Here is a 23869-nt window from a genome sequence, read left to right on the forward strand (position 1 = left end):
ACGTCCGGGCTTACTTGCGAGCCGCCACGATTTCGGAGGGCTGAACGATCTGACCGGTCTTGTTGGTCCAGCTGTTCTTGGTGTAGGTGATCACGGCGGCGATCTCGGTGTCCGAGAGCTGTTTCCAGGCCGGCATCGCGCCGTTGGCAGCGCCGTTGAGCAGCACCGCGATCTGCTTGCCATGATCGGTATCCAGCACCAGCGGCGAGGCGTCCAGGCGCTTGATCGGGCCGGCGCCGGTGCCGTCGGCCTTGTGGCAGGCCGCGCAGTTGGCGTTGTAGACCTTCTCGCCGCGCGCCACCAGGGCCGCCAGCTCCCAGACCTTGCTCGGATCATCGGCCTTGGCGGCCAGCTTCTTCTTCTCGCCGTCCACCCACTTGCTGTAGTCCTCGGCCGAGACCACCTTGACGTGGATGGGCATGTAGGCGTGTTCCTTGCCGCACAGCTCGGCGCACTGGCCGTAGTAGTCGCCGATCTTCTCGGCGCGGAACCAGGTGTCGCGCACAAAGCCGGGGATCGCATCCTGCTTGACGCCGAAGGCCGGCACCATCCAGGCGTGGATCACGTCGTTGGCCGTCGTGATGATGCGCACCTTCTTGTTGACCGGCACGACCAGCGGGTTGTCGACCTTGAGCAGGTAGTTGTCGACGGCTTCGGGCTTGCCGGAGTCGGACATCTCGCGCTGGGTGGCGTCCAGCGTGGCCAGGAAGCCGATGCCCTCGCCCTCGCCCTTCAGGTAGTCATAGCCCCATTTCCACTGGTAGCCGGTGGCCTTGATGGTCAGGTCGGCATTGGTGGTGTCCTTCATCGCGACGACCACCTTGGTGGCCGGCAGGGCCATCAGGATCACGATCACGAAGGGCACGACGGTCCAGGCAATCTCGACCTTGACGCTCTCGTGGAAGTTGGCCGACACCGCGCCCTTGGACTTGCGGTGCTTGAAGATCGAATAGAACATCACGCCGAACACGGCGAAGAAGATGACCAAGCAGATGACCAGCATGAAGTTGTGCAACCACATCTGTTCGGCAGCGATCTTGGTGACCGGCTCGTGCAGATTGATCTGGTTGACCTTGGGGCCACCTGGCAAGTCATTCACCGCCAAGGCCGCCTGGCTGGCCAGCGTGGCACCGAAGGCCAACGCCAGCTGGCTGATCTGGCGCCCCAGCTGATGCACTCGTGCGTTCATCATCGTCATGGTCGTCGCTTCTAGTTCAAATTCAACCCACGGACTTAGCGGCAGAGAACGGTGTCGTTCGCTGCCGCTACATCCTTCGCAATCTTCGCCTGAGACCAGGTCACGCCTATGCGGGGCACAGCGGGCGCAAAACTTCGGTGTATCACTTCTTGCCCGCCACCCTGTCGCACAAGACGACTGACCTGAATCAACAAGGGACTCGGGCCACTGTGGCTGGAACCTGATCGGCGGCGGATTTTAGCCTACGCCTCTGTCGGCCCTGTGGTCTTTGCGCGTCGCTGCGCAGCCCCATTCGCTATTCCTTGCCCGCCCCGCGCACCATCGTACGCATTTGATCCAGGGAAACCCGGGTCTCGGCCGCCATCTTGAGCTTGGGGACAGGTTTGAACGCGTGGCCATAGACCAGCTCCAGGCTCAGCTGCAGGCGCCCGTCCGGCCCGCGCAGACCCTCCAGGGCCTGCAGCAGCCGGCCGCGCCAGGCCCGCGAGCGCAGCCCGGCAAAGCGCGCCGGCGACAGATTGCCACCCAGCGCGCGCAGGTCGGCCAGCAGCCGCTCAGGCTGGGTCCAGGTCAACGTGATGCGCTCCTGGTCCATCACGGGATCGGCAAAACCTGCCCCCACCAGCATGTCGCCGACATCGTGCATATCGATCCATTCGGGCCCCGGCAAACCCCAGCCCAGGGCCTCATATAACGGCCGCAGCTCGCGCAGGCTGTCCGGCCCCAGGCAGGAGAACATCACAAAGCCGTCCACCGCCAAGGCCCGGTGCCACAGCTTCAGCAGCGCCTCGGGGTCCGGGCTCAGATGCAGATACATATTGGCCCACAGCAGCTGGGCCACACCCTCGCCCGCCTGCTGGGGCAGACTGACCGAGGGTTTGGCAGTGCCGCGCAAGACCTGCCACCAGCCCTTGTGCTGCGCCAGGCTGCGCTCACGCAGCGCGGGCACCGGCTCCACCAGCAGCTGGGCGGCCTGCGGATAGGCCTGGCGCAGGTCCTCACCACTGCCCCCGAGAAAAGCCGACCACTGCAGGACGCGCTCGGGCTGCAGCTTGATCACCGGCAGGCGCTCGGCCATGCGGCGCGAAATCTCGGCGTGCAGCCAGGGCGGATCATCGGCACGCGCCAGGCGGCGCAGGTGGTGGACCAGGGCCCGCGCATCGATCTGCTGGCGTTCGGGACGCCGGGCGTCGGTGGATTCATCGGGCGGGAACATGGGGCGGCAGTATATTGAGCCATGGACCGCCGCGCCCTGGCCTCTTCCAAACCCTCGCTGGTCGAGCGGGTGCTGATGCGCTGCCCCGGCCAATGCGCGGTGTGCCGGGCCTGGTCGGCGCAGCGCGTCTGCGTCGACTGCCTGATGCGCTATGCCCGCCCGGTGCCACGCTGCTGGACCTGCGCGGCGCGGCTGCCGGCCGAGCTGACCGGCCACCCCGAACCCAAATGCGGCGCCTGCCTGCGCCATCCGCCGCCGCTGACGCGCTGCATCGCGGCGCTGGACTATGCCTTCCCCTGGGACGCGCTGCTGCAGCGCTACAAATTCCACCAGGCCCTGGACCTGCGCGAGACCCTGCTGGACCGGCTCGACCAGGCCCTGGCCAGCGCGCAGGCCGAGGAGCCCGACTGGCTGCTGCCGGTGCCCTTGTCGCGCGAGAGGCTGCGTGAGCGCGGCTACAACCAGAGCCACGAACTGGCCCGCGCGCTGGCCAAGCGCCGCAGACTGGTCTGCCACGCCCATCTGCTCTTGCGCGTGAGGGATACTGCACACCAGCTCAATCTGCCCCCGGAGCAGCGCGCCGCGAACGTCAAACACGCCTTCGCGATCGAACCCAAGCGACTGCGCGAGCTGCGCGGCTGTCATGTGGCCCTGGTCGACGATGTGATGACCACCGGCGCCACCCTGTTCGAGCTGGCCAGGGTGCTGCGCAAGGCCGGGGTCAGCCGCGTGCAGGCCTGGGTGGTGGCGCGCACCGCAGACAACTGATCACCAAACCATGTTCAATATCGTCCTGGTCCAGCCGGAAATCCCACCCAACACCGGCAACATCATCCGCCTGGCCGCCAACACCGGCTGCCGTCTGCATCTGATCGAGCCGCTGGGCTTCTCGATGGAGGACAAGCTGCTGCAGCGCGCCGGGCTCGACTATCACGAGTACGCCCAGCTGACTCGCCATGCCGACTGGCAGGCCTTTCTCGACCAGGCAAGACCCGACCCCGCGCGGATGTTCGCGTTCACGACGCGCGGCAGCCGCCATTTCGGCGATGCGCGGTGGCAGCCCGGCGACTGGCTGGTGTTCGGCTCCGAGACCGCCGGGCTGGCGCCGACACTGCGCGAGAGCTTTGCGCCCGAGCAGCGCCTGCGCCTGCCGATGCGGCCCGAGCAGCGCAGCCTCAACCTCAGCAACAGCGTCGCGGTCGCGGTGTTCGAGGCCTGGCGGCAGAACGGCTACGCGGGCGCCGCCTGACTACTCGGCCACCACCCCGGCCGCCTTGATCATCTGGCCCCAGCGCCCGCGCTCACTCTTCATCAGCGCCGCCAGCGCATCCGGCGTCGAGGCCGCCGCGCTGAAGTACTGGCTCAGCATCTTGCCGCGCACCTCGTCGCTCTTGATGATGCGCACCAGCTCGGTCGAGAGCCGCTGAACAATGGGCGCGGGCGTCCTGGCCGGTGCCAGCATGGCCTGCCAGGAGATCGCCTCGAAGCCGGCATAGCCCGACTCCGCCAGGGTCGGCAGCTCGGGCAGCGAGCCGACCCGGCCCATGCTGGTGACGCCCAGCGCCTTCAGCTTGCCGGCGCGCACCTGGCCCATCGCGATGCCGGGCACCATGAAGCCGGCCTGCACCTGGCCAGCCAGGATCGCGTTGACCACCTGCGGAAAGCCCTGGTAGGGCACATGGACCAGATCGATGCCGGCGCGCTGCTTGAAGCTCTCCATCGCCAGATGGGCGGCGCTGCCATTGCCGACGCTGCCGTAGTTCAGCTGGCCCTTGCGCTCCTTGGCGATGCGCACGAAATCGGCCAGCGTCTGGGCGCCCAGCTTGGGGTCGACCACCAGCACATTCGGGCTGGTCGCGACCAGGCCGATCGGTTGCAGCTCCTTGACCGGGTCATAGGCCAGCTTGCTGCTCAGCAGCGGCGCCGTCACCAGCGGACCCTGGATCGTGAACAGCAAGGTGTAGCCATCGGGCTCGGCCTTGGCCACCGCGCCGGTGCCGATATTGCCACCAGCGCCGGGACGGTTGTCGATCACGACCGGCTGGCCCAGGCTGGCGGCCAACGGCTCGGCGATCGCGCGGGCGATGATGTCGGGCGAGCTGCCGCCCGGAAAGGGCACGACCAGCTTGATCGGCCGGCTGGGCCAGGCCTGGGCCAGGGCGGGCAAGGCCCACGAAGCGGCCACGGCCTGCAGAAGATGACGGCGTTGCATGATGACTGGATTCCTGTTCAGTGTTCGGGCCGCGCCTCGCGGCCCATCAGCAGCTCGACCGCCTCGACCGGGCTCAAGCGTCCCTCCAGCACGGCCACAACAGCAGCGGTGATCGGCATGTCCACACCGGCCGCGGCGGCGCGCGCGAGCACGGTCGGCGCGCTGTAGACGCCCTCGGCCACATGGCCCAGCTGCTGCAGGATCTGCGGCAGCGCCAGGCCTTCGGCCAGCAGCAGGCCGACGCGGCGGTTGCGCGACAGATCGCCGGTGGCGGTCAGCACCAGATCGCCGATGCCCGACAGCCCCATAAAGGTTTCGGTCCGTGCGCCCAGCGCCTGCCCCAGGCGCAGCATCTCGGCCAGGCCCCGGGTGATCAGCGCGGCGCGGGCGTTCAGGCCCGGCAGCAGATTGCCGGCCCCGGCGCGCTGGCCCAGGCCGTCGGCAATGCCTACCGCAATGGCCATCACGTTCTTGACCGCGCCGCCGACCTCGACGCCGACCGGATCGGCCGAGGTATAGACGCGCAGCCGCTCGCTGTGAAAGGCATCGACCGCCAACTGCGCCAGCGCCGCGTCGCCGCTGGCCGCGACCAGGGCGGTGGGCTGGCCGGCCGCGACCTCCTGCGCAAAGCTGGGGCCCGACAAGATGCCCACGCGCAAGCGCGGCTGCACGGCGGCCGCGATCTGGTGGCCCAGCAGACCGGTGCCGGCCTCGAAGCCCTTGCACAGCCACAGCACGCCCGCGCTATCGGGCAATGCGGCCAGCATCTCGCGCAGCGCGGCCATCGGTGTGGCGACGATCAACAGGCCATCGCGGCCATGGGCGATGGCCGCCGCCAGATCGGCGCTCAGCGCCAGGCCGTCGGGCAGGACGGTGTCGGGCAGGTAGCGCTGGTTGCGGCGGGTCGCGGCCATCTCGGCCACGGCGGCGCTGTCGCGCGCCCACAGCAGCACCTCGTGGCGCGCGGCGGCCTGGATGGCCAGCGCCGTGCCCCAGGCTCCGGCGCCAAAAATCGTGATCTTCATGACAGTGGATCTGAAATGCAAAAACGCCCCGGCCGCAGTTGCTGCTCGGGGCGCATCATCACCGAGACCCGTCTCAGTTGATCGTCGGGGTGGCGGCCTGCTCGGCGCGCTGAGCCTGCTGGGCTTCGAACATGGCCTGGAAGTTCACCTCGGTCAGCAGCACTGGCGGGAAGCCGGCGCGGGTGCAGACGTCCGAGACCACGGCGCGCAGATAGGGATAGATCATCTGCGGGCAGACGATGCCGACAATGCCTTCGACCTGGTCTTGCGGCAGATTGCGGATCTCGAAAATGCCGGCCTGCTTGGCCTCGATCAGGAACAGGGTCTTGTCGCCATTGACCTTGGTCGTCACGGTGGCGGTCACGCAGACCTCATAGATGCCGTCGGCCACCGGCTCGGCGGACAGTGCGAGGTTGATGTCGACCTGGGGTTGGGCCTGGTCCAGCAGGATCTGGGGCGAATTCGGCTGCTCCAGCGACAAGTCCTTCAGGTACATGCGCTGGATCTGGAACACGGGGGTGTTGTTGCTCTCGTCGGCCATGATGTCTTTCCAAATAAAAGCCCGTCGGCCAAGCGCCACGGGCAGCAGGGCGGGATTATGGCCCAGGCCACCCGGCCGCCATCCCCCGCGCTCAGGCGCCTTGCAAGAGCGTCTGCAAGCCCCCACGCTGATCCAGGGCCATCAAATCGTCACATCCGCCGACATGGGTGTCGCCGATGAAGATCTGCGGCACGGTGCGCCGGCCGGTCAGCGCCATCATCGCCTCGCGCGCCGCCGGGTCCGTATCGATGCGGACCTCCTCGATCTGCTCGACGCCGCGCTGCTTCAGCAGGCTCTTGGCCCGCACGCAGTAGGGGCAGACCTGGGTGGTGTACATCTTCACGGCTTGCATAGGATTGACTCAGGCACTCTTCTCGACAGGCAAATTCGCCTCGCGCCAGGCATTGACGCCGCCGGCCAGCGGCTGGGCCTTTTCGTAGCCCAGCTTGCGCAGCATGCCAGCAGCGCGCGCAGCGCGTGCGCCGGTCTGGCACACCACCACCACAGGCAGGGCCTTGTTGCTGGGCAGTTGCTTATGGCCCTCTTGCAGGGCAGACAGCGGGATATTGCGGGCACCGCTGACATGCGATGCGGCGAACTCGGCCGGCTCGCTGACATCGATCAGCACCGCTTTCTCACGGTTGATCAGGCGCACGGCCTCGGCCGTCGAGATGGCCGCGCCGCTGCGCGCCAGGCTCGGCCACAGCAGCAAACCGCCGGACGCAAGCGCCGCCAGCACCAAATACCAGTTGTCGAGCAGGAAGTTCAAGGGCAGGTCCGATTGGAGAAAAGGGCCGGATTATAAAACCCGGCCACCCCACAGGCCTCAGCCGAGCTTGAAGGTCGAGACCGCCGTCTGCAGCGCCTGGGCCTGCTGCTCCAGGCTGCTGGCCGCCGCGGCGGCCTGTTCGACCAGGGCCGCGTTCTGCTGGGTCATCTGATCGAGCTGGGCGATCGACTGGTTGACCTGGCCGATGCCGGCGCTCTGCTCACTGGAAGCGGCGGTGATCTCGCCGATGATGTCGGAGACCCGCTGCACGCTGGCAACGATCTCGCTCATCGTGCTGCCGGCGTCCTGCACCAGGCGAGCACCGGTCTCGACCTTGTCGACCGAGGTGCCGATCAAGCCCTTGATCTCGCGCGCCGCCTCGGCGCTGCGCTGCGCCAGCGAGCGCACCTCGCCGGCCACGACCGCGAAGCCGCGACCCTGCTCGCCGGCCCGGGCCGCCTCGACCGCCGCGTTCAGCGCCAGGATATTGGTCTGGAAGGCGATGCCGTCGATCACGCCGATGATGTCGGCGATCTTCTTGGAGCTCGCATTGATCTCGTCCATGGTCGCGACCACCTGGCCCACCACCGCGCCGCCCTTTTGCGCCACCGCCGCGGCCGAGCCGGCCAGCTGATTGGCCTGGGCGGCGGCTTCGGCGCTTTGGCGCACCGTGCCGGTCAGGTCCTGCATATTGCTGGAGGTCTGCTCCAGCGAGCTGGCCTGCTTCTCGGTGCGCAGCGACAGATCATGGTTGCCGACCGCGATCTCGCGCGAGGCCACCGTCATCGAATCGGTGCCGCTGCGCACATTGGCGACGATGGCCGAGAGGCCCTGCGACATCGCCCGCACTGCCGCCAGCAGGCTGGCCTCGGCGCCGGGAGCCACCGCAATGGTCTGCGACAGATCGCCGTCGGCCATCATGCGCATCACATCGCGGGCGTACTCGGGTTCGCCGCCGAGCTGGCGCCACACGCTGCCTATCACCAGCCAGGATCCGACCCCCAGCGCCAGCACCACCACCAGGCCGCTGATCAGGATGGCCATCAGGCTGGCCGACACGCCGTCATTGGCGCGCGCCAGGCCGGACTCGAAGCCCTCGTTGGCCTCCACCCGCGCCTGCGCGACGACCGTCTCGACGGCCTTCAAGGCCGCCTGCATCTTGGGCACGGCGCCGGCCTGGTCGCCCTGCTTGATGCCCATGAAGAGCTCGGCCGTCTCGACCGAGGCCGCGAAATAGGCCTCGAAGCTGGTCTTCAGCTTGGCGCCCATCTCGGCCTTGCCGTCGATGCGGGCGATCGCATCGAGCAGCTTGCGCATCGTTGCGGCGCGTTCGTTGGCCTCGTCCAGGCGCTTTTTCTCGCCCTCGGCCACCGCGCTCTGTATCGTCACGCCCAGCGCCTCCAGATTGGAGGCGAACTGGGTGGTGGCGTCCAGATAGGGGTAGTCGGTCTGCCCCACCGCGGCGATGGCCGCCGAGGTGCGGGCCGAAAACGCCCACACCACGGCAATGCCCACGGCAAAGATCAGGGCGGCAAACGCTGGCAGCAGCCAGATCCGGGTTCGGACATTCATAGTTATTGTCTCCAGCGGCTCGGCACCGCGGCCTCAACAAAGCAATCAGTCAACGCTCAGCACGACCTTGACGCTGCCGTCCACCGCCGACTTCTCGATATAGCCGATCGCATCGGCATTGGCGGCGACGAACTTCTTGATCTCGGCCGAGCTCGCCAGCTCCTTGGGCGGCGTGGCCTTGCCCGAGAACACCAGGCGCGACCAGGCGGCCTTGACCTGGGCGGCCTGCTTGCCGGTCACCTTGGTATAGAACTGCTCGCGCACGGCCGCGCTTTCGGGCTGGTCCAGCGCCGCAGCGGTGGCGCCGCCGGGCAAGGTATTGCTCTTGCCGAGAAAGATGCCGGCCACCTGGTCGGCCGTCATCGCGGCAGTGGCGTTCTTCGGGTTGACGATCACGGCCACCTGGGCCTGGGCCAGACCGGCTGCGCTCAGGGCCAAGGCGGTCAAGGAGAGACGAAGTTTGTTTTTCATCATGACTGCACCCCGCCTCAGAACACCACATCCACAGCCAGGCTGTAGACATTGACATGGCCGCTGCCGAAGCCGGGCTGGACACGGGTGAACAGGCCGCTGCCCTTGGGGCTGATGCGGTCGAACTGGGTCTTCACCGCGACATTGCGCATCGCGTCCCAGCGCAGGCCCAGGGCCACCGTCTTCTGCTCGGTGCGCTGGCCTTCGACCGTAGCGTCCACCAGGGCCTTCAAGCCGTTGAGCTGGGGCGACAGGCCCAGCGGAATGGTGTTGTCGACATTGTTGTCGTCCACCTTCAGGCGCGACAAGGTCAGATAGGGTGTGAACTTGCCGACTCGGTAGCCCAGGGTCGTGTACCAGCCGGTGGTGTCGGGGATGTAGGTCTTGGTGCGGCGCAGCGTGTACTCGCTGTTGAAAAGCCAGTTGCCCTCGTCGAAGGCCAGGCCGACGCCGGTGAAGCTGACGTCCTTGGAGCGTGCCGACAGTTGGTCACCAACGCTGGAGACCGTCGGCAGCGGCACACCGCGCAGGCCGGCCACCAACTGGTCCAGCGTGGCGCTTTCGACCGTGATCTTGCCCACCGCATGGCCCAGGCGCAGCGTGATGCCGCCGTCCAGCTCGGCCGTGGTGTTGAAGCCCATCAGGTCCTTGAACTTGAGCTTGGTGCGCTCGAAATGCGCCGAAGAGCTGCCGGCGAACAGCTGGGCGCTGACGGTGGCCGAGCCGATATTCGTCTGATACAGCCCGTCAACGCCATCGAAATGGCTGACCGGCACCTGGCCGTAGACATCCAGCGGCGGGCGCAGCCAGGTATTGGCATAGCCGACATCGCGGAAATCGGAGACCGCGAAGAATGGCGCGCCCATGCGGCCGGCGCGCAGCGCCAGCGACGGCAGCAGCTGGGCCTTGACGAAAGCCCACTCCAGCTCGGGCGTGAAGCTGCCCTTGCCGTTCTGCTTGGTCAGCAGCTGGGCGGTGCCGGAGAACACCGAGTTGAGCCGGCCGGTGGCCTGCAGGCCCAGCTTGCTGTCGACCTCGCCGCTGAAGGACTTGTCGCCGCCGCGGACCTGGCCGGGCAGCACATAGTGGGCCTTGTTCGTGTCCGTGCCCACCACGCCCAGCGTGGCAAAGCCCGAGAACGTGAACGCGGACTGGGAGCTCTGCGCCTGCGCGCCCAGGCTCGCCAGGGCGGCGACCAGGGGCAGCAGACGGTACAGGCTCGATCGAGCGGTCGACAACATCATCACAACATCTCCTTCAACGACAAACTGGTTTTCGGTGCGCGAACACAGCACAAGCGTGCGATGTTCGCCCCGCACATCACCGGGTTTTCGGCCAGCGCCGCCCGGTCTTGAATCACAACTGGCCGGCAATAGCCCGGCTTTTGCTCGCATTTAGAATCGCGCCAGCCCAAAAACGGGCTGCATCCAACAAGACCCACGTCCATGTACAAGCTCGTGCTCATTCGCCATGGCGAATCCACCTGGAATCTCGAAAACCGCTTCACCGGCTGGACCGATGTCGACCTGACCCCCACGGGCGTCGAACAGGCCAAGCAGGCCGGCCGCCTGATCAAGCAGGCCGGGCTGGATTTCGATGTCGCCTACACCTCGGTGCTCAAGCGCGCCGTCTGGACGCTGTGGCACTGCCTGGACCAGATGGACCGCACCTGGCTGCCGGTGGTGCACGAGTGGCGCCTCACCGAGCGCCACTACGGCGCGCTGCAAGGCCTCAACAAGGCCGATATGGCCAAGCAGTATGGCGACGAGCAGGTGCTGATCTGGCGCCGCAGCTACGACACGCCGCCGCCGGCGCTGGAAGCCAGCGATCCGCGCAGCGAGCGCAGCGATATCCGCTACGCCAAGCTCAAGGACGGCGATGTGCCGCTGACCGAATGCCTGAAAGACACGGTGGCCCGCGTGATGCCGTTCTGGAACGAAAGCGTTGCGCCAGCGATCCTATCGGGTAAACGCCTGGTCATTGCGGCCCATGGCAACAGCATCCGCGCCCTCGTGAAGTATTTGGACAATATCGGCGACAACGAGATCGTTGGCGTGAATATTCCCAACGGCATCCCGCTGGTCTACGAGCTCGATGCGAACCTGAAGCCGATCAAGAGCTACTACCTGGGCGACGCCGAGGCGGCCGCCAAGGCCGCTGCGGCGGTGGCGAATCAGGGCAAGGCCTGAGTCAGTAGTGGCCGCAGCGTCGCAGCCAGCAGCGGCACCACGCTGACGGCATTGCTGGCATGCGGCACGCTATTGCTGCTCCACACATGGCGCACGCCCACCGCTTGCAGCGCCGGCAGCGCGTCGCCGTTGAATAGCGCGTGGGTCACCGCCACATCGACCGAGGCCGCGCCGCGCGCCAGCAGGCCCTGGGCCGCGCCGATCAGGGTGCGGCCGGTCGAGGCCATATCGTCCAGCAGCACCACCGCGCGGCCCTGCACCTCGACCTGGGGCAGCGCCAGGCTGACCGCATGGTCGCCATGGCGGACCTTGCGGCCCACCGCATGATCGAGGCCGCCGGCGCGGGCCGCCTCGCTGACCCACTGGCCCGATTCCTCGTCGGGGCCGAGCAGCAGCGCGCCAGGCACCCGCTCGGCGATCCAGCGCCCCAGCAGCGGCGCGGCCGATAGGGCAAGACCCGTCCCCGCCGGCATCACCTCGTCGAGGCTGGCGATGCGGTGCAGATGCGGGTCTATCGTCAGCACACGGTCGAACTGCGCGGCCAGCAGCCGCGCGATATGGCGCTGGCTGACCGCCTCGCCGGGCGTGAACTCCATGTCCTGGCGCATATAGGCCAGATAGGGGCTGACCAGGGTTAGCACTTGCGCGCCCAGCTCGCGGGCGGCTGGCGCGGCGATCAGGAGCTCGACCAGTTTCTCGTTGGGCTGCTGCAGGCCGCGCAGCAGGATCACGCGCGCGGGCAAGGGTTTGGGCAGGACCAGGCGCAACTCGCCGTCCGGAAAACGATGGCGTGTCACAAAGTCCAGCGACATGCCCAGGGCCTGCGCCAGCTCCTCGGCCAGCGCGCGTTCATCGTCAAAGGCAAGCAGCAGGGTATCGGTCATCACAGCGAGAAGATTGAGCCGCCGGCAAAGTCCTGCGGCAGTTGTTCGGGGGCGCCGACCCGGCAGCCGGGGTCCTTGTCGGCATGAGCACGGGCAAAGGCCAGGTCGGCCTCGAACGCGGCATGGATGCGGTAGAGCGGCTCGCCGCAGCGCACCGGATCGCCCAGCTTCTTCAGCAGCAGCAGGCCGGCGCCGGCCGCCTGGGGCGCACCGGCCAGGCGGGCGATACGGGCGATGCGCAGATTGTCGAAATCGATCACGACACCCTGCGCACTGGCCAGCACCTCATGGGTCAGTGCGCCCAGGACGGGCCTGTCGGCACGCCGACCCTGGGCATCGATGAGGGCGTTGAAGCGGGCCAGCGCGCGGCCTGAATCGAGGATGTCCCGGGCGATCCGCTCACCCTGGCCGCCGCGCACATCGGGATCGAACTCGATCATGCGCCCGGCCAGCCGCAAGGCCTTCTGACGCAGATCCTGCGGTGCGCCGGGCTCGCCCTGTAGGACGGCCATCACGTCGCGCGCCTCCAGCACCGGGCCGATACCGGCACCGATGGGCTGGCGACCATCAGACAGCAGCACATCGAGCTGCAGGCCCAGATGGCCGGCCACATACTCGAACAGCTTCTTCAGACGCTGGGCATCCGGGGCCGAACGCACCTTGGCGCTGGGCCCCACGGGAATGTCCAGCACCAGATGCGTGGCACCGGCCGCGACTTTCTTGCTGAGGATGGAGGCCACCATCTGGCCCGGCGAATCGATGGACAGCGGGCGCTCGACCGAGATCAGGATGTCGTCGGCCGGGGAGAGATCGGCCGTGCCGCCCCAGGCCAGGCAGGCCCGGGTCTGGCGCACGATCTCGACCATGCGCTCGAAACTCAGCTCCACAGTCGCAAGCACCTCCATGGTGTCGGCCGTGCCGGCCGGTGAGGTGATCGCGCGCGAGCTGGTCTTGGGGCATAGCATGCCGTGCGCCGCAACGATGGGCACGACCAGCATCGAGGTGCGATTGCCGGGAATGCCGCCTATGCAGTGCTTGTCCACCACCAGGCCGGCGCCGACCTGGTGCTGCCAGTCGAGCGTGCGGCCCACGGCAATCATGGCCTCGGTCAGATGCAGCACCTCCTCGCGGTCGAGCTCGTACTGCTTGGTCGCCACCACGAAGGCCGCCAGCTCGATCTTGGAATAACGGGCCGAGGCCACATCGCGGATGATGGCGGCGAGCTCCTGCCGGCCCAGCCGCTCGCCATTGATCTTGCGATGCAGCGCGGCAATCGAGGCCGGCGGCTCGGCATGGGCAATGCTGGCGCTGTGGCCTTCCAGCACGCCCAGGCGCTTGAAGGCGTCCTCGCTCAGGCCCAGCTCGCAATTGCTGACGATGCGTTCGTCATCGACCACATTGAGCACGGCCAGGATCACTTGTCCGTTGGCATGGACCTCGACCTTGGACAAGGCCTGAAAGCCCGCGGCCCGCACCACCGGGCAGTCGCGGTGCAGGTAGGCCACGTTCTCGCGCCAGGTGTCGATGCCGACCCGGCGTATCTGCAGCGGTGCAAGCGTCATGCCCCGACTGTAGGCCAGCAGCGTGCGAGCCGGGGGCCCGTCAGATCAAGCCAGGGCTTCGGCGATCTCGCCGCGCAGGCGCTCGGCCAGCGCGCGCCGGTCGGCATGCGCGCTGCCATGAGCGCTCAGGATCTGGATCTCGATGGCCAGGCCCTGCGCGCTGGCCACGCTCCACAGGCTGCGCACCAGGGTCATGTCGCCGACGAAGCGGGCCGTCGTGCTGAAGCGCTCACCGGGCTCATGCCAGCGCAACACCACCGGCTGGATCGGCATCTCGGTGGCGATGGCCGCCTGCAGCAGATTGGCATGGAATGGCAAGGGCTCGGGGCCGGGGCCGGTCGTGCCCTCGGGGAAGACCGCCACGGTGTCGCCGACCTGCAGCGCCTCGGCCGTCTGGTGCACGACGCGCAGGGCATCGCGCTTGCTGGAACGCTCGATGAACAGGGTGTTCACGCCCACCACCAGCATGCCGACGATGGGCCAGTGCTTGAGCTCGGCCTTGGAGACAAAGCGCGCCTCGGGCAGCACCGCATGCATGGCCGCGATATCCAGCCAGGACACATGGTTGGCCACCACCAGCTTGGCGCCCGGCCGGCCCTGGCCGCGCAGCTGCAGTTCGACCCCCAGCAGCCGCAAGGTCTTGCGCGACCACCACTGGATGTGGTGCTGGCGCTGCGGCTTGGTCAGACTGTCAAAGCGCAAGGCGATCAGCGCCAGGCCATGCAGGATGTGCAGGCTCAGGCGCAACAAGCGCCACACGGCGATGGGGGCTCGCATCTCAGGTCGCTGAGGTCTTGGCTTCGTGGGCGATATGGCCCGCCACCAGGGTATAGCGCACCCGGCCCGGCAGCTCAAATCCGGTGATGTCGGCGGCGAAGGGCGTGTACTTGCCCTGGCTCAAGAGCTGATCCGGCGTGACCGCCCAGCGCGCGCCCGCATCGAAGACGCAAACATCGGCCACCCCGCCCTCGACCAGGCGGCCGGCGCTCGCCGACAGCGAACCCAGCGCATTGCCCAGCACCCGCACCGGCTCGTTGCTGACCACGGCCAGCGCCCGCGCCAGCGGCAGCTGCAGGTCCTCGGCCCATTTCAGCGCCAGGCTCAGCAGCAGCTCCAGCCCGGTGGCGCCGGGTGTGGCCTCGGCAAAAGGCAGCATCTTCTCGTCCTCGTCGACCGGCATATGGTCGGACACCAGCGCGTCCAGCGTGCCATCGGCCAGGCCGGCGCGCAACGCGTCGCGGTCGCGGCCCTGGCGCAGCGGCGGCGTGACCCGCATCGCCGAGTTGAAGTAGCCGATGTCCACATCGCTCAGATGCAGCGAGTTGATCGACACATCGGCCGTCACATTCAGCCCTTCGCGCTTGGCCGCGCGCAGCAGCTCGACGCCGGCGGCGCTGGAGAGGCGGCACAGATGGACCCGCGCGCCGGTGACGCGCACCAGCTCGAAGATGGTGTGCAAGGCCACGGTCTCGGCCGCCACCGGCACGCCGGACAGGCCCAGCCGGGTCGCGACCGCGCCGCTGGCCGCGACGCCGCCAGCCAGCCAGGGGTCCAGCGGGTGCAGCCAGACCGTGTAGTCGAAGGTGGCCGCGTACTGCAGCGCGCGCAGCAGGATCTGCGTGTTGCGGATCGGATGGTCGGCTTGCGAGAAGCCGACGCAGCCGGCCTCGGTCAGCTCGGCCATCTCGGTCAGCGCCTCGCCCGCCAGGCCGCGGGTCAGCGCGCCGAGCGGGAAGAGACGGCACAGGCTGAGCTTGCGGGCGCGGAACTTCAGCATCTCGACCAGGCCCGGTTCGTCCAGCGCCGGGTCGGTGTCGGGCGGGCAGACCAGGCTGGTGACGCCGCCGGCCGCGGCGGCATTGAGCTCGCTCTCCAGCATGCCCTCATGCTCATGGCCGGGCTCGCGCAGCCGCGCCGCCAGGTCCACCAGGCCGGGGGCCACCACCAGGCCGCTCGCGTCGATGACACGCTGCGCCTCGAACTCGCTGACATCGCCCAGTGCGACGATGCGGCCGGAGGCGATCGCCAGATCGCCGATGCGGTCCAGGCCCGAGGCCGGGTCGATCAATCGACCGTTTTTTATGAGGATCTTCATGCTTCGTTCCCAGCCAGGATGGACATCACCGCCATGCGCACCGCGATACCAAAGGTCACCTGCGGCAGGATCACGCTCTGCTTGCCGTCGGCCACGGCCGAGTCGATCTCGACGCCGCGGTTGATCGGCCCCGGATGCATCACGATGGCATCGGGCTTGGCCAGCGCCAGCTTCTCCGGCGTCAGGCCGAAGTTCTTGAAGAACTCGCCGGCGCTGGGCAGCATCGCGCCGCTCATGCGCTCGTTCTGCAGGCGCAGCATGATGATGACGTCGGCGTCGCGGATGCCCTCGGCCATGTCGTGGCAGACCCGCACGCCCATCTCGCGCAGATCGCCGGGCACCAGGGTCTTGGGGCCGACCGCGCGGATCTCGGGCACACCCAGGATGTTCAGCGCATGGATGTCGGAGCGGGCCACGCGCGAATGCACGATATCGCCGACGATGGCCACGGTCAGATTGCGGAAGTCCTTCTTGAAATGCCGGATCGTGTACATGTCCAGCAGGCCCTGCGTCGGGTGCGCATGGCGGCCGTCGCCAGCGTTGACCACATGGACATGGGGCGCGCAATGCTGGGCGATCAGATAGGGGGCGCCGCTCTCGCTGTGCCGCACGACGAACATATCGGCGTGCATCGCGGACAGATTGGCCACCGTGTCGAGCAGGGTCTCGCCCTTGGCCGTCGAGCTGCGCGCGATGTCCAGGTTCAAGACATCGGCCGACAATCGCTTGGCCGCGATCTCGAAGGTCGTGCGGGTGCGGGTGCTGTTCTCGAAAAAGAGATTGAACACCGACTTGCCGCGCAGCAGTGGCACCTTCTTGACCTCGCGGTCGTTGACCGACAAAAAGGTGCCGGCGGTGTCCAGGATCTGGTGGATCACGGCCTGGGGCAGGCCCTCGATCGACAGCAGATGGATCAGCTCGCCGTGCTTGTTCAGTTGGGGATTTCGTTTACTCAGCATCTGGTCATCCCCTCGCTCATTCCACATCGAAACTGAAGCGGCCATCGTCGGCGCGCGCCAGCCGCAGCTTGTGCTCGGCCGCCAGCGTCACGCGCGCGGCCGAGAAGGCCGGCTCGATCGGCAGCTCGCGCCCGCCCCGGTCCACCAGCACCGCCAGCGTGACACTGGACGGGCGGCCGAAGTCAAACAGCTCGTTGATGACGGCCCGGGTCGTGCGGCCGGTGTAGAGCACGTCGTCGATCAGCAGCACCGGGCGGCCGTTGACATCAAAAGGCAGCTTGGTGTGGTCGGCGCTGGCGCTCATGCCCTTGGAGCCGAAGTCGTCGCGGTGCAAGGAGCTGGAGATCACGCCGGGCTCGCCGGCCAGGCCCAGATCCTTCTGCAACCGCTCGGCCAGCCAGGCCCCACCGGACCAGATGCCCACCAGGGCGGCATCGGGCAGCAGCAGGCGCCGCACGCCTTTCAGCAGGTCGGCATAAAGGGCTTCGGCATCAAGTAAAAGTGTGCTCATGGATGCTCACGAAAGAACTGTTCAAGAATCAGGGCGGCAGCGGCCGAGTCGATATCGCGCGCACCCATGCTTTCGGCCTCGACGCTGGTGTAGCGCTCGTCGACCTCGAAGACCGGCAGGCGAAAGCGCCCCTTCAGCTGGCGGCCAAAGCGGCGCGCCCGCAGCGTGATCTCGTGCTCGGCGCCATCGGGATGGAAGGGCACGCCGATCACCAGGCCCTCGGGCTGCCATTCCTTGATCAGCCTGGCGATCGCCTCGAAGCGGGCATCGCCTTCAAGATGGATGCTCTTGAGCGGCTCGGCATTGCCGGAAAAGCGGCTGCCGGTGGCCACGCCCAGACGCTTGATGCCGTAGTCGAAGGCCAATAACGATTGCAGCGTACCGCTCATGCGTGGCCGGCGTCCGTGCTGAGCATGCGCGGATCGATCCCCAGCAGGCCCAGCGCCCGCTCGTAGCGCAGCTCGACCGGGGTTTCGAAGATGATCTCGGGCGTGGCGCTGACGGTCAGCCAGCCGTTGCGGCCGATCTCCTCCTCGAGCTGGCCGGCGGCCCAGCCGCTATAGCCCAGGGTCACCAGCACCGTCTTGGGGCCGGCCCCATAGGACAGCGCCTCCAGCACATCGCGGCTGGTGGTCATCTCCAGCCCACCGGGCCCGGCCAGCGTGGCGTTGTAGTGGCCGCCGGCGGCGTCCAGCGGCTCATGCAGCACAAAGCCGCGCTCGGTCTGCACCGGGCCGCCGAAGAACACCGGACGGGCGGCCAGATCGTCGTCGTCCAGGCTCAGCTCGACCTTCTCGAACAGATTGCCCAGGGTCAGCGCGATCGGCTTGTTGATCACCAGGCCCAGCGCGCCTTTGTCGTTGTGCTCGCACAGATAGACCACGGCGCCGGCGAAAGTGTCGTCCGCCATGCCAGGCATGGCGATCAGGAACTGATTGGAGAGGGCCATCTGGTGCTTGGACATCCGTGCATTTTATTCGTAGGCGACACTTCCTCTATGCAAAAGCTTCACGACAAGGCCCTGCTCTGGTTCCGCCGCGATTTGCGCCTGGACGACCAGGCCGCCCTCTACCACGCCCTGCGTTCGGCGCGCCGGCTGTTCTGCTGCTTTGTGCTTGATACCGAGATCCTGGCCGCCCTGCCCCGGGCCGACCGCCGCGTCGAGTTCATCCTGCAGGCCCTGAGTCAGCTCGATGCGGCGCTGCGCGCCCGCGGCGGCGCGCTGATCGTCCGCCATGGCCGCGCCGCCGAGCTGCTGCCGCAGCTGGCCGCCGAGCTGGGCGTGCAGGCGGTGTTCGCCAACCATGACGACGAGCCCCAGGCCTTGGCGCGCGACACCCTGGTGGCCGAGCGCCTGGCCAGCTTCGGCTGCCGCTTCGAGAGCTTCAAGGACCATGTGGTCTTCGAGCGCAGCGAGCTGCTGACAACCCTGGGCAAACCCTATGGCGTGTTCACGCCCTACAAGAACGCCTGGCTCAGGAAGCTCACCCCCTTCTACCTGCGCGCCTACCCGGTCGAGCGCTACATCGATGCCTTGGCGGCCAGCCCGCTGGCCCAGGGCGTGCCAGGTCTTGCCGAGATCGGCTTCGAGCCGGCCGGGCTGGCGCCCCATCTCGGTGCCGACCGTGCCGAGGCCTTGCTGGACGATTTTCTGGACCGCATTGATCGCTACGACCAGTCCCGCGATTTCCCGGCCGTCAAGGGACCCAGCTATCTGAGCGTGCATCTGCGCTTCGGCACCGTCTCGACCCGGCGCCTGGCCCGCGAGGCCTGGCAACGCGCGCAGGCCGGCGAGCGCGGCGCCGAGGTCTGGCTGTCCGAGCTGATCTGGCGCGACTTCTATCACCAGGTGATGCACCACCACCCGCAGGCGATGAGCGGCGCCTTCCGGCCCGAGTACGACGCCATCCAGTGGGAGCGGGGTCCGGCGGCCGAAGCCCTGTTCCGGGCCTGGTGCGAGGGGCGGACCGGCTATCCGCTGGTCGACGCGGCAATGCTGCAGCTCAATCAGACCGGCTATATGCACAACCGCCTGCGCATGGTGACGGCCAGCTTCCTGATCAAGGACCTCGGCATCGATTGGCGCTGGGGCGAGCGCTACTTCGCCGAGCAGCTGCTGGACTTCGACCTCGCCGCCAATAACGGCGGCTGGCAATGGGCCGCCTCCAGCGGCTGCGATGCCCAGCCCTGGTTCCGCATCTTCAATCCCGTCACGCAAAGCGAGAAGTTCGACGCCGAGGGCAAGTTCATCAAGCGCTACCTGCCCCAGCTCGCCGCGCTGCCGGCCAAGCTGATCCATGCCCCCTGGCTGGCCGGCCCGCTGGCCGCGCCCGACTACGCACCGCCGCTGGTGCGCCATGACGAGGCGCGCGAACGCACGCTGGCGCGCTACGCGGTGGTCAAGAGCCGCAGCCTGCCGGACTGAGCAAGACCTGGCACCCTGGCGCCGGTCGCACCTGCGGCCTTCTCACCCAGTTTCTGAGGGTGCACCAACACGCCAGCGCCTTGGCCTCCAGGAACGAGTAGCCGGCGTCGGTTTCAGACCGCAACATCTAGGTTCCGTCGGCATCGTCCTCTTTCCCTGCTATTGAACCAACGTCATGCCCGCCGTCTTGGCTGCAGCAGCGTCAAAGGTCATCGTCTTTGCGCAGCCGGCGGCCGCCGCCGTGCGCTCGATCAGACAGTCTGCGAAGTCAGCACTTCCCGCGCCGTAGGCTCGCAGGGCCCGCACCACATGCTCGGCCTGGTCGACGACAAGCTGCTTCGAGCGAAGGATCACGTCGAGCGCTTGGACGATCTGACCCCGCGCCAAGTCGTAGGACGACGACAGCACCCACACCAACTCCACCACCGACACCAGGGTGATGAAACCCTGCTCCTGAGCCGTGAGGCTTTCAATCAGCTTCGTCGCCTTGGCGGCCTGCTTGGCATCGTCCTGCATGATGTAGCGGACCAGCACGTTGGTATCCAGACCAATCATCGTGCCGATGCTCCGCGAGAAGCGATTGCCAAGTTCATGTCTTCAATGGAGACGACCTTGGATGGCTTGCCGAACATGCCCTTCAGCTCCGTCACCGAACGATTCGCAGCCACGAACAGGTACTGGCCGGGCTCGATCTGAACGAACTCCACGCGGTCCCCAGCATCAACGGCAAGGGCATGCCGAACGTCAGCGGGTATCGTGATCTGGCCTTTGGAAGTGATGGTTGCAGTGGTCATGCGCGATCTCCTGGTGCTCCTTACTTTAAAGTAAGGAAAAATGGAGTGCAAGCACTTTTGGACAGGTCTGCAAACGATCAACGATTTGCTGCTGAGCAAAGGCCAGATTTACTTTGTCAATTCCGCGCGCTGTCGCGGAATGTCTTGCATCTAGGGCGCTGACGAACCCAGCGCGGCCAGCCGGGCAAGGCGCTACGGTTGCGCTGCAAGCCTGTCGGACTGGACGGGGCAGGCAAGACCCGGCACTGTGGCGCCCCGACCACCGGCGGACTTCTGATCTTGATTTTTTGAATCGCAGCCCATAGCCTCGGCTGACGGCGTCGGCAACAGGGGTCCGGACGAGGCTCCACCGGCACCAATTCGTGGGTAGGGTGGACGCTGCAGCTCCCTGTCATCACCGCCAGCACAGCGTCCGCGTGTATCCGAAGTGTTGAATGCCACTCGATCGGACATGCGTTTCACATCGTTCCCTCTTGCTGCGGGGCTGTTGCTGACCGGCTGTGTCGCCTTTCTGGCCACCGCCTATGGCGAGCATCGCAGCCTCGGCGAGCTGGTTGCGGGTAATGCGCAGCGCGTGCAGGCCTTGCAGACCCAGCTGCAGCTGCGCCGGCTCGGCAGCTTGCTGATCGACCTCGAAAGCGGCCAGCGCGGCTTCCTGATCACCGGCCAGGTGGCGTTTCTGGCGCCCTACGAGAGCGCCCGCCAGGAACTCGCCCAGGCCTACACCCAGCTGACCGCCGCGCTGCCACCCAGCGCCGAGACGGCGCCGACGCTGGAGCGGCTGGACGATTTCATCCGCCAGCGCATCGAGCAGGCCGAGAAGAACGTTGAGCGGCGCTGGCAGATCGGCGAGGCGGCGCTGAAAGACCTGTCGGCCTATGTCAACGGCAAACGGCTGATGGACGACATCCGCGCCGAGCTGGCCCTGCTGGAGCGGCACCAGAGCCGCATGATCGAGGACGCCGAGCGCCGCAATCTGGCGGTGCAGCAGCGCACCGCGCTGCTGTCGGCCGTGCTTCCGCTGGTGGGCGTACTGCTGATCGGCGGCGCGATGCTGGCCTTGGTCCTGGAGCGCCGCCAGCGCGACCGGGCCGAGACCGCCTTGCGCGAGGCCAACACCCATCTGGAGAGCGCGGTGGCGGCGCGCACCGCCGACCTGCAAGCGGCGCTGTCGCGCATCCAGAGCTTTGCCGTCGAACTGGACCGCAGCATCGAAGCCGAGCGCGCGCGCCTGGCGCGCGAGGTGCACGACCAGCTCGGCCAGCTCGGCACCGCCAGCAAGATGCTGGTGCTGGCGCTGCGCCGCAAGCTGGCGCCGGCCAAGGAGGAGCTGATCGACGAGCTGCTGGCGATGACCGACGAGTCGATCGCCGCCGCGCGCCAGATCTCGGCCGCGCTGCGCCCGCCACTGCTCGACGACCTCGGCCTGGCCGCTGCCATCGGGCACTACGCCAAGGGCCTGGCGCGCCAGGGCGAGCTGGCGGTCGAGGTCGAGGTGGACGACGAGCAGTTGCTGAGCCCCGAGCAGCGCAACCAGCTGTTCCGCATCCTGCAGGAGGCCGGCACCAATGTGCTGCGCCACGCCCAGGCGGGCCGACTGAATATCGCCGGCCGGGCGGCGGGCCGGCACTACACGCTGGAGATCCGCGACAACGGCAACGGCCCGGGCTCGGTGCGCGCCGATGCCTCGGGCCTGCGCAATATGCGCGAACGCGCGGCGCTGGCCGGTGGGCGCTTCGAGTTCGGCCCGGCGCCCGGCGGCGGCACCCGGGTGGCCGTGCACCTGCCGCTGCCGGCGGAGGCCCAGGCATGAGGTTTCTGATCGTCGACGACCACCCCATCATGCGGGTCGGCGTGCGCCAGCTGATCCTGGCCGAGTGGCCACAGGCCCAGATCGACGAGGCGGCCAGCCTGGCGCAGGCCCTGAGCCTGGGCCAGGCCCAGCGCCCCGATGCCGTGGTGCTCGACCTCTCGCTGCCCGACGCCAGCGGCACCGAGGGCGCCAGCCGCGTGCTGCGCGCGCTGAAGGCCGTGCCGGTGCTGATCCTGAGCCTGAACGCCGAGTCGGCCTATGCCTCGCGGCTCCTGCAGATGGGTGTGGCCGGCTACCTGCCCAAGGACCGCGCCGGCGACGATCTGGTCAACGCCCTGCACCGCCTGCTCCAGGGCGGCCGCTACGTGACGGCAGCCATGGCCGACCATCTGCTGGGCCTGCTCGACGGCCGGGCACCGGCCAGCCTGCCGCACGAGCAGCTCTCGACCCAGGAGCACCGGGTGATGCTCTTGATCGCCGCCGGCAAGACCCCGGCCGAGATCGCCGACACGATGAGCTTGTCGGTCAAGACCGTCGGCACTTACCGCGCCCGCATCCTGGAGAAGGCCGGCTGGCGTAACAACACCGAGCTGACCAAGTACTGCCTGCAACACGGCCTGACCGTGTAGGCAATCGGCTGACACGGGCTTGCGCGAATCATGCACCCCGGCTTGCGGCAAGCCCCTCTGCGCAAGGCCCGGGCGACATCCGAAGATGAGTGCCATCGAACAGGGGCTTTCATGAACATCTTTCTGGTTGAAGATTCGCCGTCCATCCGCCGCCTGCTGGTACGCCGGCTGGACAGCATGGCCGGCGCGCGCATCGTCGGCGAGGCCAGCCGCCAGGACGAGGCGATCGCGCTGATCGAGTGGCTGCAGCCCGAGATGGTGCTGCTGGACCTGTCGCTGGCCTCGGGCTCGGGCCTGCAGGTGCTGGCCGCGCTGCGCGCCAAGGGCTTTGGCGGCCAGGTGATGGTGCTGACCTCGCAAGCCGTCGAGGCCTATCGCCAGGCCTGCACCGCCGCCGGCGCCGACGGCTTCTACGACAAGGCCAGCGGCCTGGAGACCCTGTTCGACGATCTCGGCGAGCAGCTGGAAGCCCGCCGCGACGGCGAGTCCAGCGCCCCGGCCGCCCTGCTGCTGCGCGATGCACTGACCGGCCTGTACAGCCAGCTCGCGCTGCTGGAGCGGGCCGACCAGGCCATCAAGATGGCAGCCGCCGAGAACACCGAGATCGCCGCCTTCGTGCTGGTGCTCAAGGGCCTGGACGCGCTGCGCCAGACCCATGGCGAGGCCGCCGTCGAGGCGGTGCTGCGCGAGACCGCACAGCGGCTGAGCCTGTCCTGCACGCCGGCCGATGTGCTGGCCCGCCATGCCAGCGAGCAGTTCGCGCTGCTGCTGACCCGGGTCGACTCGGCCGCCGATGCCGCGAGCTTCGCCCAGCAGATCGGCGCGCTGATGGCCCAGCCTTTCCAGATTGACGGCGGGGCCCTGGCCCTGCAGAGCGAACTGGGCATGGCCCTGTTCCCGCGCGACGCGGTCTCGGCCCGCGCCCTGCTGACCCTGGCCGAGGCCCATGCCTATGGCGCGGCGCTGCCGCAGCGCCCGACGGTCTTCTGCCACTGATCCCCGCC

Annotated in this window: 28 protein-coding genes; 7 read left to right on the forward strand and 21 right to left on the reverse strand. The window is 67.8% G+C overall.

Annotated elements, in window-relative coordinates; all coding sequences use genetic code 11:
* Positions 1–10 precede the first annotated feature (10 nt).
* Together coxB and PO768_RS06950 are read right to left on the reverse strand one after the other, a co-directional pair.
* Positions 11–1189 (reverse strand): cytochrome c oxidase subunit II, encoded by a 1179-nt coding sequence (gene coxB, locus PO768_RS06945; RefSeq protein ID WP_137943179.1) that lies wholly within the window; start codon positions 1187–1189, stop codon positions 11–13.
* Positions 1190–1493: 304 nt separating this feature from the next.
* Complete coding sequence (locus PO768_RS06950; RefSeq protein WP_272645478.1) at positions 1494–2414, reverse strand: biotin synthase; 921 nt, start codon at positions 2412–2414, stop codon at positions 1494–1496.
* Between the two features lie 21 nt (positions 2415–2435).
* Between PO768_RS06950 and PO768_RS06955 the strand changes: the two genes are divergently transcribed.
* A complete protein-coding gene (locus tag PO768_RS06955; RefSeq protein WP_272645479.1) occupies positions 2436–3182 on the forward strand; it encodes a ComF family protein in 747 nt (248 codons plus the stop codon).
* 10 nt (positions 3183–3192) lie between these two features.
* A complete protein-coding gene (gene trmL, locus PO768_RS06960; protein WP_272645480.1) occupies positions 3193–3663 on the forward strand; it encodes a tRNA (uridine(34)/cytosine(34)/5-carboxymethylaminomethyluridine(34)-2'-O)-methyltransferase TrmL in 471 nt (156 codons plus the stop codon).
* Here the strand turns inward: trmL and PO768_RS06965 are convergent, their stop codons facing one another.
* The 9 genes from PO768_RS06965 to PO768_RS07005 form a co-directional block, all read right to left on the reverse strand.
* Positions 3664–4629 carry a Bug family tripartite tricarboxylate transporter substrate binding protein gene (locus PO768_RS06965; RefSeq protein ID WP_442953194.1) on the reverse strand — a complete coding sequence of 322 codons (966 nt, stop codon included), beginning with the start codon at positions 4627–4629 and terminating at the stop codon, positions 3664–3666. It lies immediately after the preceding gene.
* Positions 4630–4643: 14 nt separating this feature from the next.
* On the reverse strand, positions 4644–5651 hold the full coding sequence (locus tag PO768_RS06970) for an NAD(P)H-dependent glycerol-3-phosphate dehydrogenase (RefSeq protein WP_272645482.1): 1008 nt from the start codon (positions 5649–5651) through the stop codon (positions 4644–4646).
* A 73-nt stretch (positions 5652–5724) separates the two neighbouring features.
* Positions 5725–6192: a protein-export chaperone SecB gene (gene secB, locus PO768_RS06975; protein ID WP_137943127.1), complete on the reverse strand. Its 468-nt coding sequence runs from the start codon at positions 6190–6192 to the stop codon at positions 5725–5727.
* 91 nt (positions 6193–6283) lie between these two features.
* Positions 6284–6544, reverse strand: coding sequence for a glutaredoxin 3 (grxC, locus tag PO768_RS06980; RefSeq protein ID WP_137943128.1), 261 nt, complete (start codon positions 6542–6544; stop codon positions 6284–6286).
* A 9-nt stretch (positions 6545–6553) separates the two neighbouring features.
* Complete coding sequence (locus PO768_RS06985; protein ID WP_269837902.1) at positions 6554–6961, reverse strand: rhodanese-like domain-containing protein; 408 nt, start codon at positions 6959–6961, stop codon at positions 6554–6556.
* 57 nt (positions 6962–7018) lie between these two features.
* On the reverse strand, positions 7019–8533 hold the full coding sequence (locus PO768_RS06990; protein WP_269837903.1) for a methyl-accepting chemotaxis protein: 1515 nt from the start codon (positions 8531–8533) through the stop codon (positions 7019–7021).
* 45 nt (positions 8534–8578) lie between these two features.
* Positions 8579–9004, reverse strand: coding sequence for a hypothetical protein (locus PO768_RS06995; RefSeq protein WP_137943131.1), 426 nt, complete (start codon positions 9002–9004; stop codon positions 8579–8581).
* A 17-nt stretch (positions 9005–9021) separates the two neighbouring features.
* The gene (locus tag PO768_RS07000; RefSeq protein ID WP_171018268.1) at positions 9022–10248 is read right to left on the reverse strand and encodes a porin; all 1227 of its coding nucleotides are present in this window, start codon (positions 10246–10248) and stop codon (positions 9022–9024) included.
* Positions 10248–10451: a hypothetical protein gene (locus tag PO768_RS07005; protein ID WP_269837904.1), complete on the reverse strand. Its 204-nt coding sequence runs from the start codon at positions 10449–10451 to the stop codon at positions 10248–10250. The genes PO768_RS07000 and PO768_RS07005 overlap by 1 nt, the downstream gene beginning before the upstream one ends.
* Between PO768_RS07005 and gpmA the strand changes: the two genes are divergently transcribed.
* On the forward strand, positions 10450–11193 hold the full coding sequence (gene gpmA / locus PO768_RS07010) for a 2,3-diphosphoglycerate-dependent phosphoglycerate mutase (RefSeq protein WP_272645483.1): 744 nt from the start codon (positions 10450–10452) through the stop codon (positions 11191–11193). The genes PO768_RS07005 and gpmA overlap by 2 nt on opposite strands.
* On the opposite strand, the gene PO768_RS07015 is transcribed toward gpmA, so the two are convergent.
* The 8 genes from PO768_RS07015 to PO768_RS07050 are packed head-to-tail and all read right to left on the reverse strand — an operon-like array spanning position 11178 to position 18168.
* Positions 11178–12077, reverse strand: coding sequence for a ribose-phosphate diphosphokinase (locus PO768_RS07015; RefSeq protein WP_272645484.1), 900 nt, complete (start codon positions 12075–12077; stop codon positions 11178–11180). The genes gpmA and PO768_RS07015 overlap by 16 nt on opposite strands.
* Positions 12077–13639 (reverse strand): thymidine phosphorylase family protein, encoded by a 1563-nt coding sequence (locus PO768_RS07020; RefSeq protein ID WP_272645485.1) that lies wholly within the window; start codon positions 13637–13639, stop codon positions 12077–12079. The genes PO768_RS07015 and PO768_RS07020 overlap by 1 nt, the downstream gene beginning before the upstream one ends.
* Before the next feature lie 45 nt (positions 13640–13684).
* A complete protein-coding gene (locus PO768_RS07025; RefSeq protein WP_272645486.1) occupies positions 13685–14416 on the reverse strand; it encodes a lysophospholipid acyltransferase family protein in 732 nt (243 codons plus the stop codon).
* Between the two features lies 1 nt (position 14417).
* On the reverse strand, positions 14418–15734 hold the full coding sequence (locus PO768_RS07030; RefSeq protein WP_272645487.1) for a dihydroorotase: 1317 nt from the start codon (positions 15732–15734) through the stop codon (positions 14418–14420).
* Positions 15731–16693 carry an aspartate carbamoyltransferase catalytic subunit gene (locus tag PO768_RS07035; protein ID WP_272645488.1) on the reverse strand — a complete coding sequence of 321 codons (963 nt, stop codon included), beginning with the start codon at positions 16691–16693 and terminating at the stop codon, positions 15731–15733. Before PO768_RS07035 ends, PO768_RS07030 begins: the two co-directional genes overlap by 4 nt.
* A gap of 16 nt (positions 16694–16709) precedes the next feature.
* Positions 16710–17204: a bifunctional pyr operon transcriptional regulator/uracil phosphoribosyltransferase PyrR gene (gene pyrR / locus PO768_RS07040; protein WP_272645489.1), complete on the reverse strand. Its 495-nt coding sequence runs from the start codon at positions 17202–17204 to the stop codon at positions 16710–16712.
* Entirely contained in the window at positions 17201–17593 is a 393-nt protein-coding gene (ruvX, locus tag PO768_RS07045; RefSeq protein ID WP_137943140.1) for a Holliday junction resolvase RuvX, read from the reverse strand. The genes pyrR and ruvX overlap by 4 nt, the downstream gene beginning before the upstream one ends.
* Positions 17590–18168, reverse strand: coding sequence for a YqgE/AlgH family protein (locus PO768_RS07050; protein WP_272645490.1), 579 nt, complete (start codon positions 18166–18168; stop codon positions 17590–17592). Before PO768_RS07050 ends, ruvX begins: the two co-directional genes overlap by 4 nt.
* Before the next feature lie 33 nt (positions 18169–18201).
* Between PO768_RS07050 and PO768_RS07055 the strand changes: the two genes are divergently transcribed.
* Complete coding sequence (locus PO768_RS07055) at positions 18202–19629, forward strand: cryptochrome/photolyase family protein (RefSeq protein WP_272645491.1); 1428 nt, start codon at positions 18202–18204, stop codon at positions 19627–19629.
* Between the two features lie 159 nt (positions 19630–19788).
* Here PO768_RS07055 and PO768_RS07060 read toward each other — a convergent pair whose 3' ends face one another.
* Both PO768_RS07060 and PO768_RS07065 read right to left on the reverse strand, forming a co-directional pair.
* Positions 19789–20184: a PIN domain-containing protein gene (locus PO768_RS07060; RefSeq protein ID WP_269837912.1), complete on the reverse strand. Its 396-nt coding sequence runs from the start codon at positions 20182–20184 to the stop codon at positions 19789–19791.
* Positions 20181–20423: an AbrB/MazE/SpoVT family DNA-binding domain-containing protein gene (locus PO768_RS07065; protein ID WP_137943143.1), complete on the reverse strand. Its 243-nt coding sequence runs from the start codon at positions 20421–20423 to the stop codon at positions 20181–20183. Before PO768_RS07065 ends, PO768_RS07060 begins: the two co-directional genes overlap by 4 nt.
* Before the next feature lie 451 nt (positions 20424–20874).
* Here PO768_RS07065 and PO768_RS07070 point away from each other — a divergent pair, with 451 nt between their 5' ends.
* The 3 genes from PO768_RS07070 to PO768_RS07080 all read left to right on the forward strand — a co-directional run bounded on the left by PO768_RS07070 (position 20875) and on the right by PO768_RS07080 (position 23861).
* Positions 20875–22236, forward strand: a complete 1362-nt coding sequence (locus PO768_RS07070) for a CHASE3 domain-containing protein (protein WP_272645492.1) — start codon at positions 20875–20877, stop codon at positions 22234–22236.
* Positions 22233–22865 (forward strand): response regulator, encoded by a 633-nt coding sequence (locus PO768_RS07075; RefSeq protein WP_272645493.1) that lies wholly within the window; start codon positions 22233–22235, stop codon positions 22863–22865. The genes PO768_RS07070 and PO768_RS07075 overlap by 4 nt, the downstream gene beginning before the upstream one ends.
* A 111-nt stretch (positions 22866–22976) precedes the next feature.
* On the forward strand, positions 22977–23861 hold the full coding sequence (locus PO768_RS07080; protein WP_272645494.1) for a diguanylate cyclase domain-containing protein: 885 nt from the start codon (positions 22977–22979) through the stop codon (positions 23859–23861).
* Positions 23862–23869: the final 8 nt, after the last annotated feature.

Source organism: Paucibacter sp. XJ19-41 (assembly GCF_028462495.1).
GTDB lineage: Bacteria > Pseudomonadota > Gammaproteobacteria > Burkholderiales > Burkholderiaceae_C > Roseateles_E.

Bases quoted from the DNA above. Each gene is read 5' to 3' on its own strand.
- coxB (WP_137943179.1), bottom strand. From the start codon at position 1,189: ATGAACGCACGAGTGCATCAGCTGGGGCGCCAGATCAGCCAGCTGGCG.
- PO768_RS06950 (WP_272645478.1), bottom strand. From the start codon at position 2,414: ATGTTCCCGCCCGATGAATCCACCGACGCCCGGCGTCCCGAACGCCAG.
- PO768_RS06955 (WP_272645479.1), top strand. From the start codon at position 2,436: ATGGACCGCCGCGCCCTGGCCTCTTCCAAACCCTCGCTGGTCGAGCGG.
- trmL (WP_272645480.1), top strand. From the start codon at position 3,193: ATGTTCAATATCGTCCTGGTCCAGCCGGAAATCCCACCCAACACCGGC.
- PO768_RS06970 (WP_272645482.1), bottom strand. From the start codon at position 5,651: ATGAAGATCACGATTTTTGGCGCCGGAGCCTGGGGCACGGCGCTGGCC.
- secB (WP_137943127.1), bottom strand. From the start codon at position 6,192: ATGGCCGACGAGAGCAACAACACCCCCGTGTTCCAGATCCAGCGCATG.
- grxC (WP_137943128.1), bottom strand. From the start codon at position 6,544: ATGCAAGCCGTGAAGATGTACACCACCCAGGTCTGCCCCTACTGCGTG.
- PO768_RS06990 (WP_269837903.1), bottom strand. From the start codon at position 8,533: ATGAATGTCCGAACCCGGATCTGGCTGCTGCCAGCGTTTGCCGCCCTG.
- PO768_RS06995 (WP_137943131.1), bottom strand. From the start codon at position 9,004: ATGAAAAACAAACTTCGTCTCTCCTTGACCGCCTTGGCCCTGAGCGCA.
- PO768_RS07000 (WP_171018268.1), bottom strand. From the start codon at position 10,248: ATGATGTTGTCGACCGCTCGATCGAGCCTGTACCGTCTGCTGCCCCTG.
- gpmA (WP_272645483.1), top strand. From the start codon at position 10,450: ATGTACAAGCTCGTGCTCATTCGCCATGGCGAATCCACCTGGAATCTC.
- PO768_RS07005 (WP_269837904.1), bottom strand. From the start codon at position 10,451: ATGGACGTGGGTCTTGTTGGATGCAGCCCGTTTTTGGGCTGGCGCGAT.
- PO768_RS07015 (WP_272645484.1), bottom strand. From the start codon at position 12,077: ATGACCGATACCCTGCTGCTTGCCTTTGACGATGAACGCGCGCTGGCC.
- PO768_RS07020 (WP_272645485.1), bottom strand. From the start codon at position 13,639: ATGACGCTTGCACCGCTGCAGATACGCCGGGTCGGCATCGACACCTGG.
- PO768_RS07025 (WP_272645486.1), bottom strand. From the start codon at position 14,416: ATGCGAGCCCCCATCGCCGTGTGGCGCTTGTTGCGCCTGAGCCTGCAC.
- PO768_RS07030 (WP_272645487.1), bottom strand. From the start codon at position 15,734: ATGAAGATCCTCATAAAAAACGGTCGATTGATCGACCCGGCCTCGGGC.
- PO768_RS07035 (WP_272645488.1), bottom strand. From the start codon at position 16,693: ATGCTGAGTAAACGAAATCCCCAACTGAACAAGCACGGCGAGCTGATC.
- pyrR (WP_272645489.1), bottom strand. From the start codon at position 17,204: ATGAGCACACTTTTACTTGATGCCGAAGCCCTTTATGCCGACCTGCTG.
- ruvX (WP_137943140.1), bottom strand. From the start codon at position 17,593: ATGAGCGGTACGCTGCAATCGTTATTGGCCTTCGACTACGGCATCAAG.
- PO768_RS07050 (WP_272645490.1), bottom strand. From the start codon at position 18,168: ATGTCCAAGCACCAGATGGCCCTCTCCAATCAGTTCCTGATCGCCATG.
- PO768_RS07055 (WP_272645491.1), top strand. From the start codon at position 18,202: ATGCAAAAGCTTCACGACAAGGCCCTGCTCTGGTTCCGCCGCGATTTG.
- PO768_RS07060 (WP_269837912.1), bottom strand. From the start codon at position 20,184: ATGATTGGTCTGGATACCAACGTGCTGGTCCGCTACATCATGCAGGAC.
- PO768_RS07065 (WP_137943143.1), bottom strand. From the start codon at position 20,423: ATGACCACTGCAACCATCACTTCCAAAGGCCAGATCACGATACCCGCT.
- PO768_RS07070 (WP_272645492.1), top strand. From the start codon at position 20,875: ATGCGTTTCACATCGTTCCCTCTTGCTGCGGGGCTGTTGCTGACCGGC.
- PO768_RS07075 (WP_272645493.1), top strand. From the start codon at position 22,233: ATGAGGTTTCTGATCGTCGACGACCACCCCATCATGCGGGTCGGCGTG.
- PO768_RS07080 (WP_272645494.1), top strand. From the start codon at position 22,977: ATGAACATCTTTCTGGTTGAAGATTCGCCGTCCATCCGCCGCCTGCTG.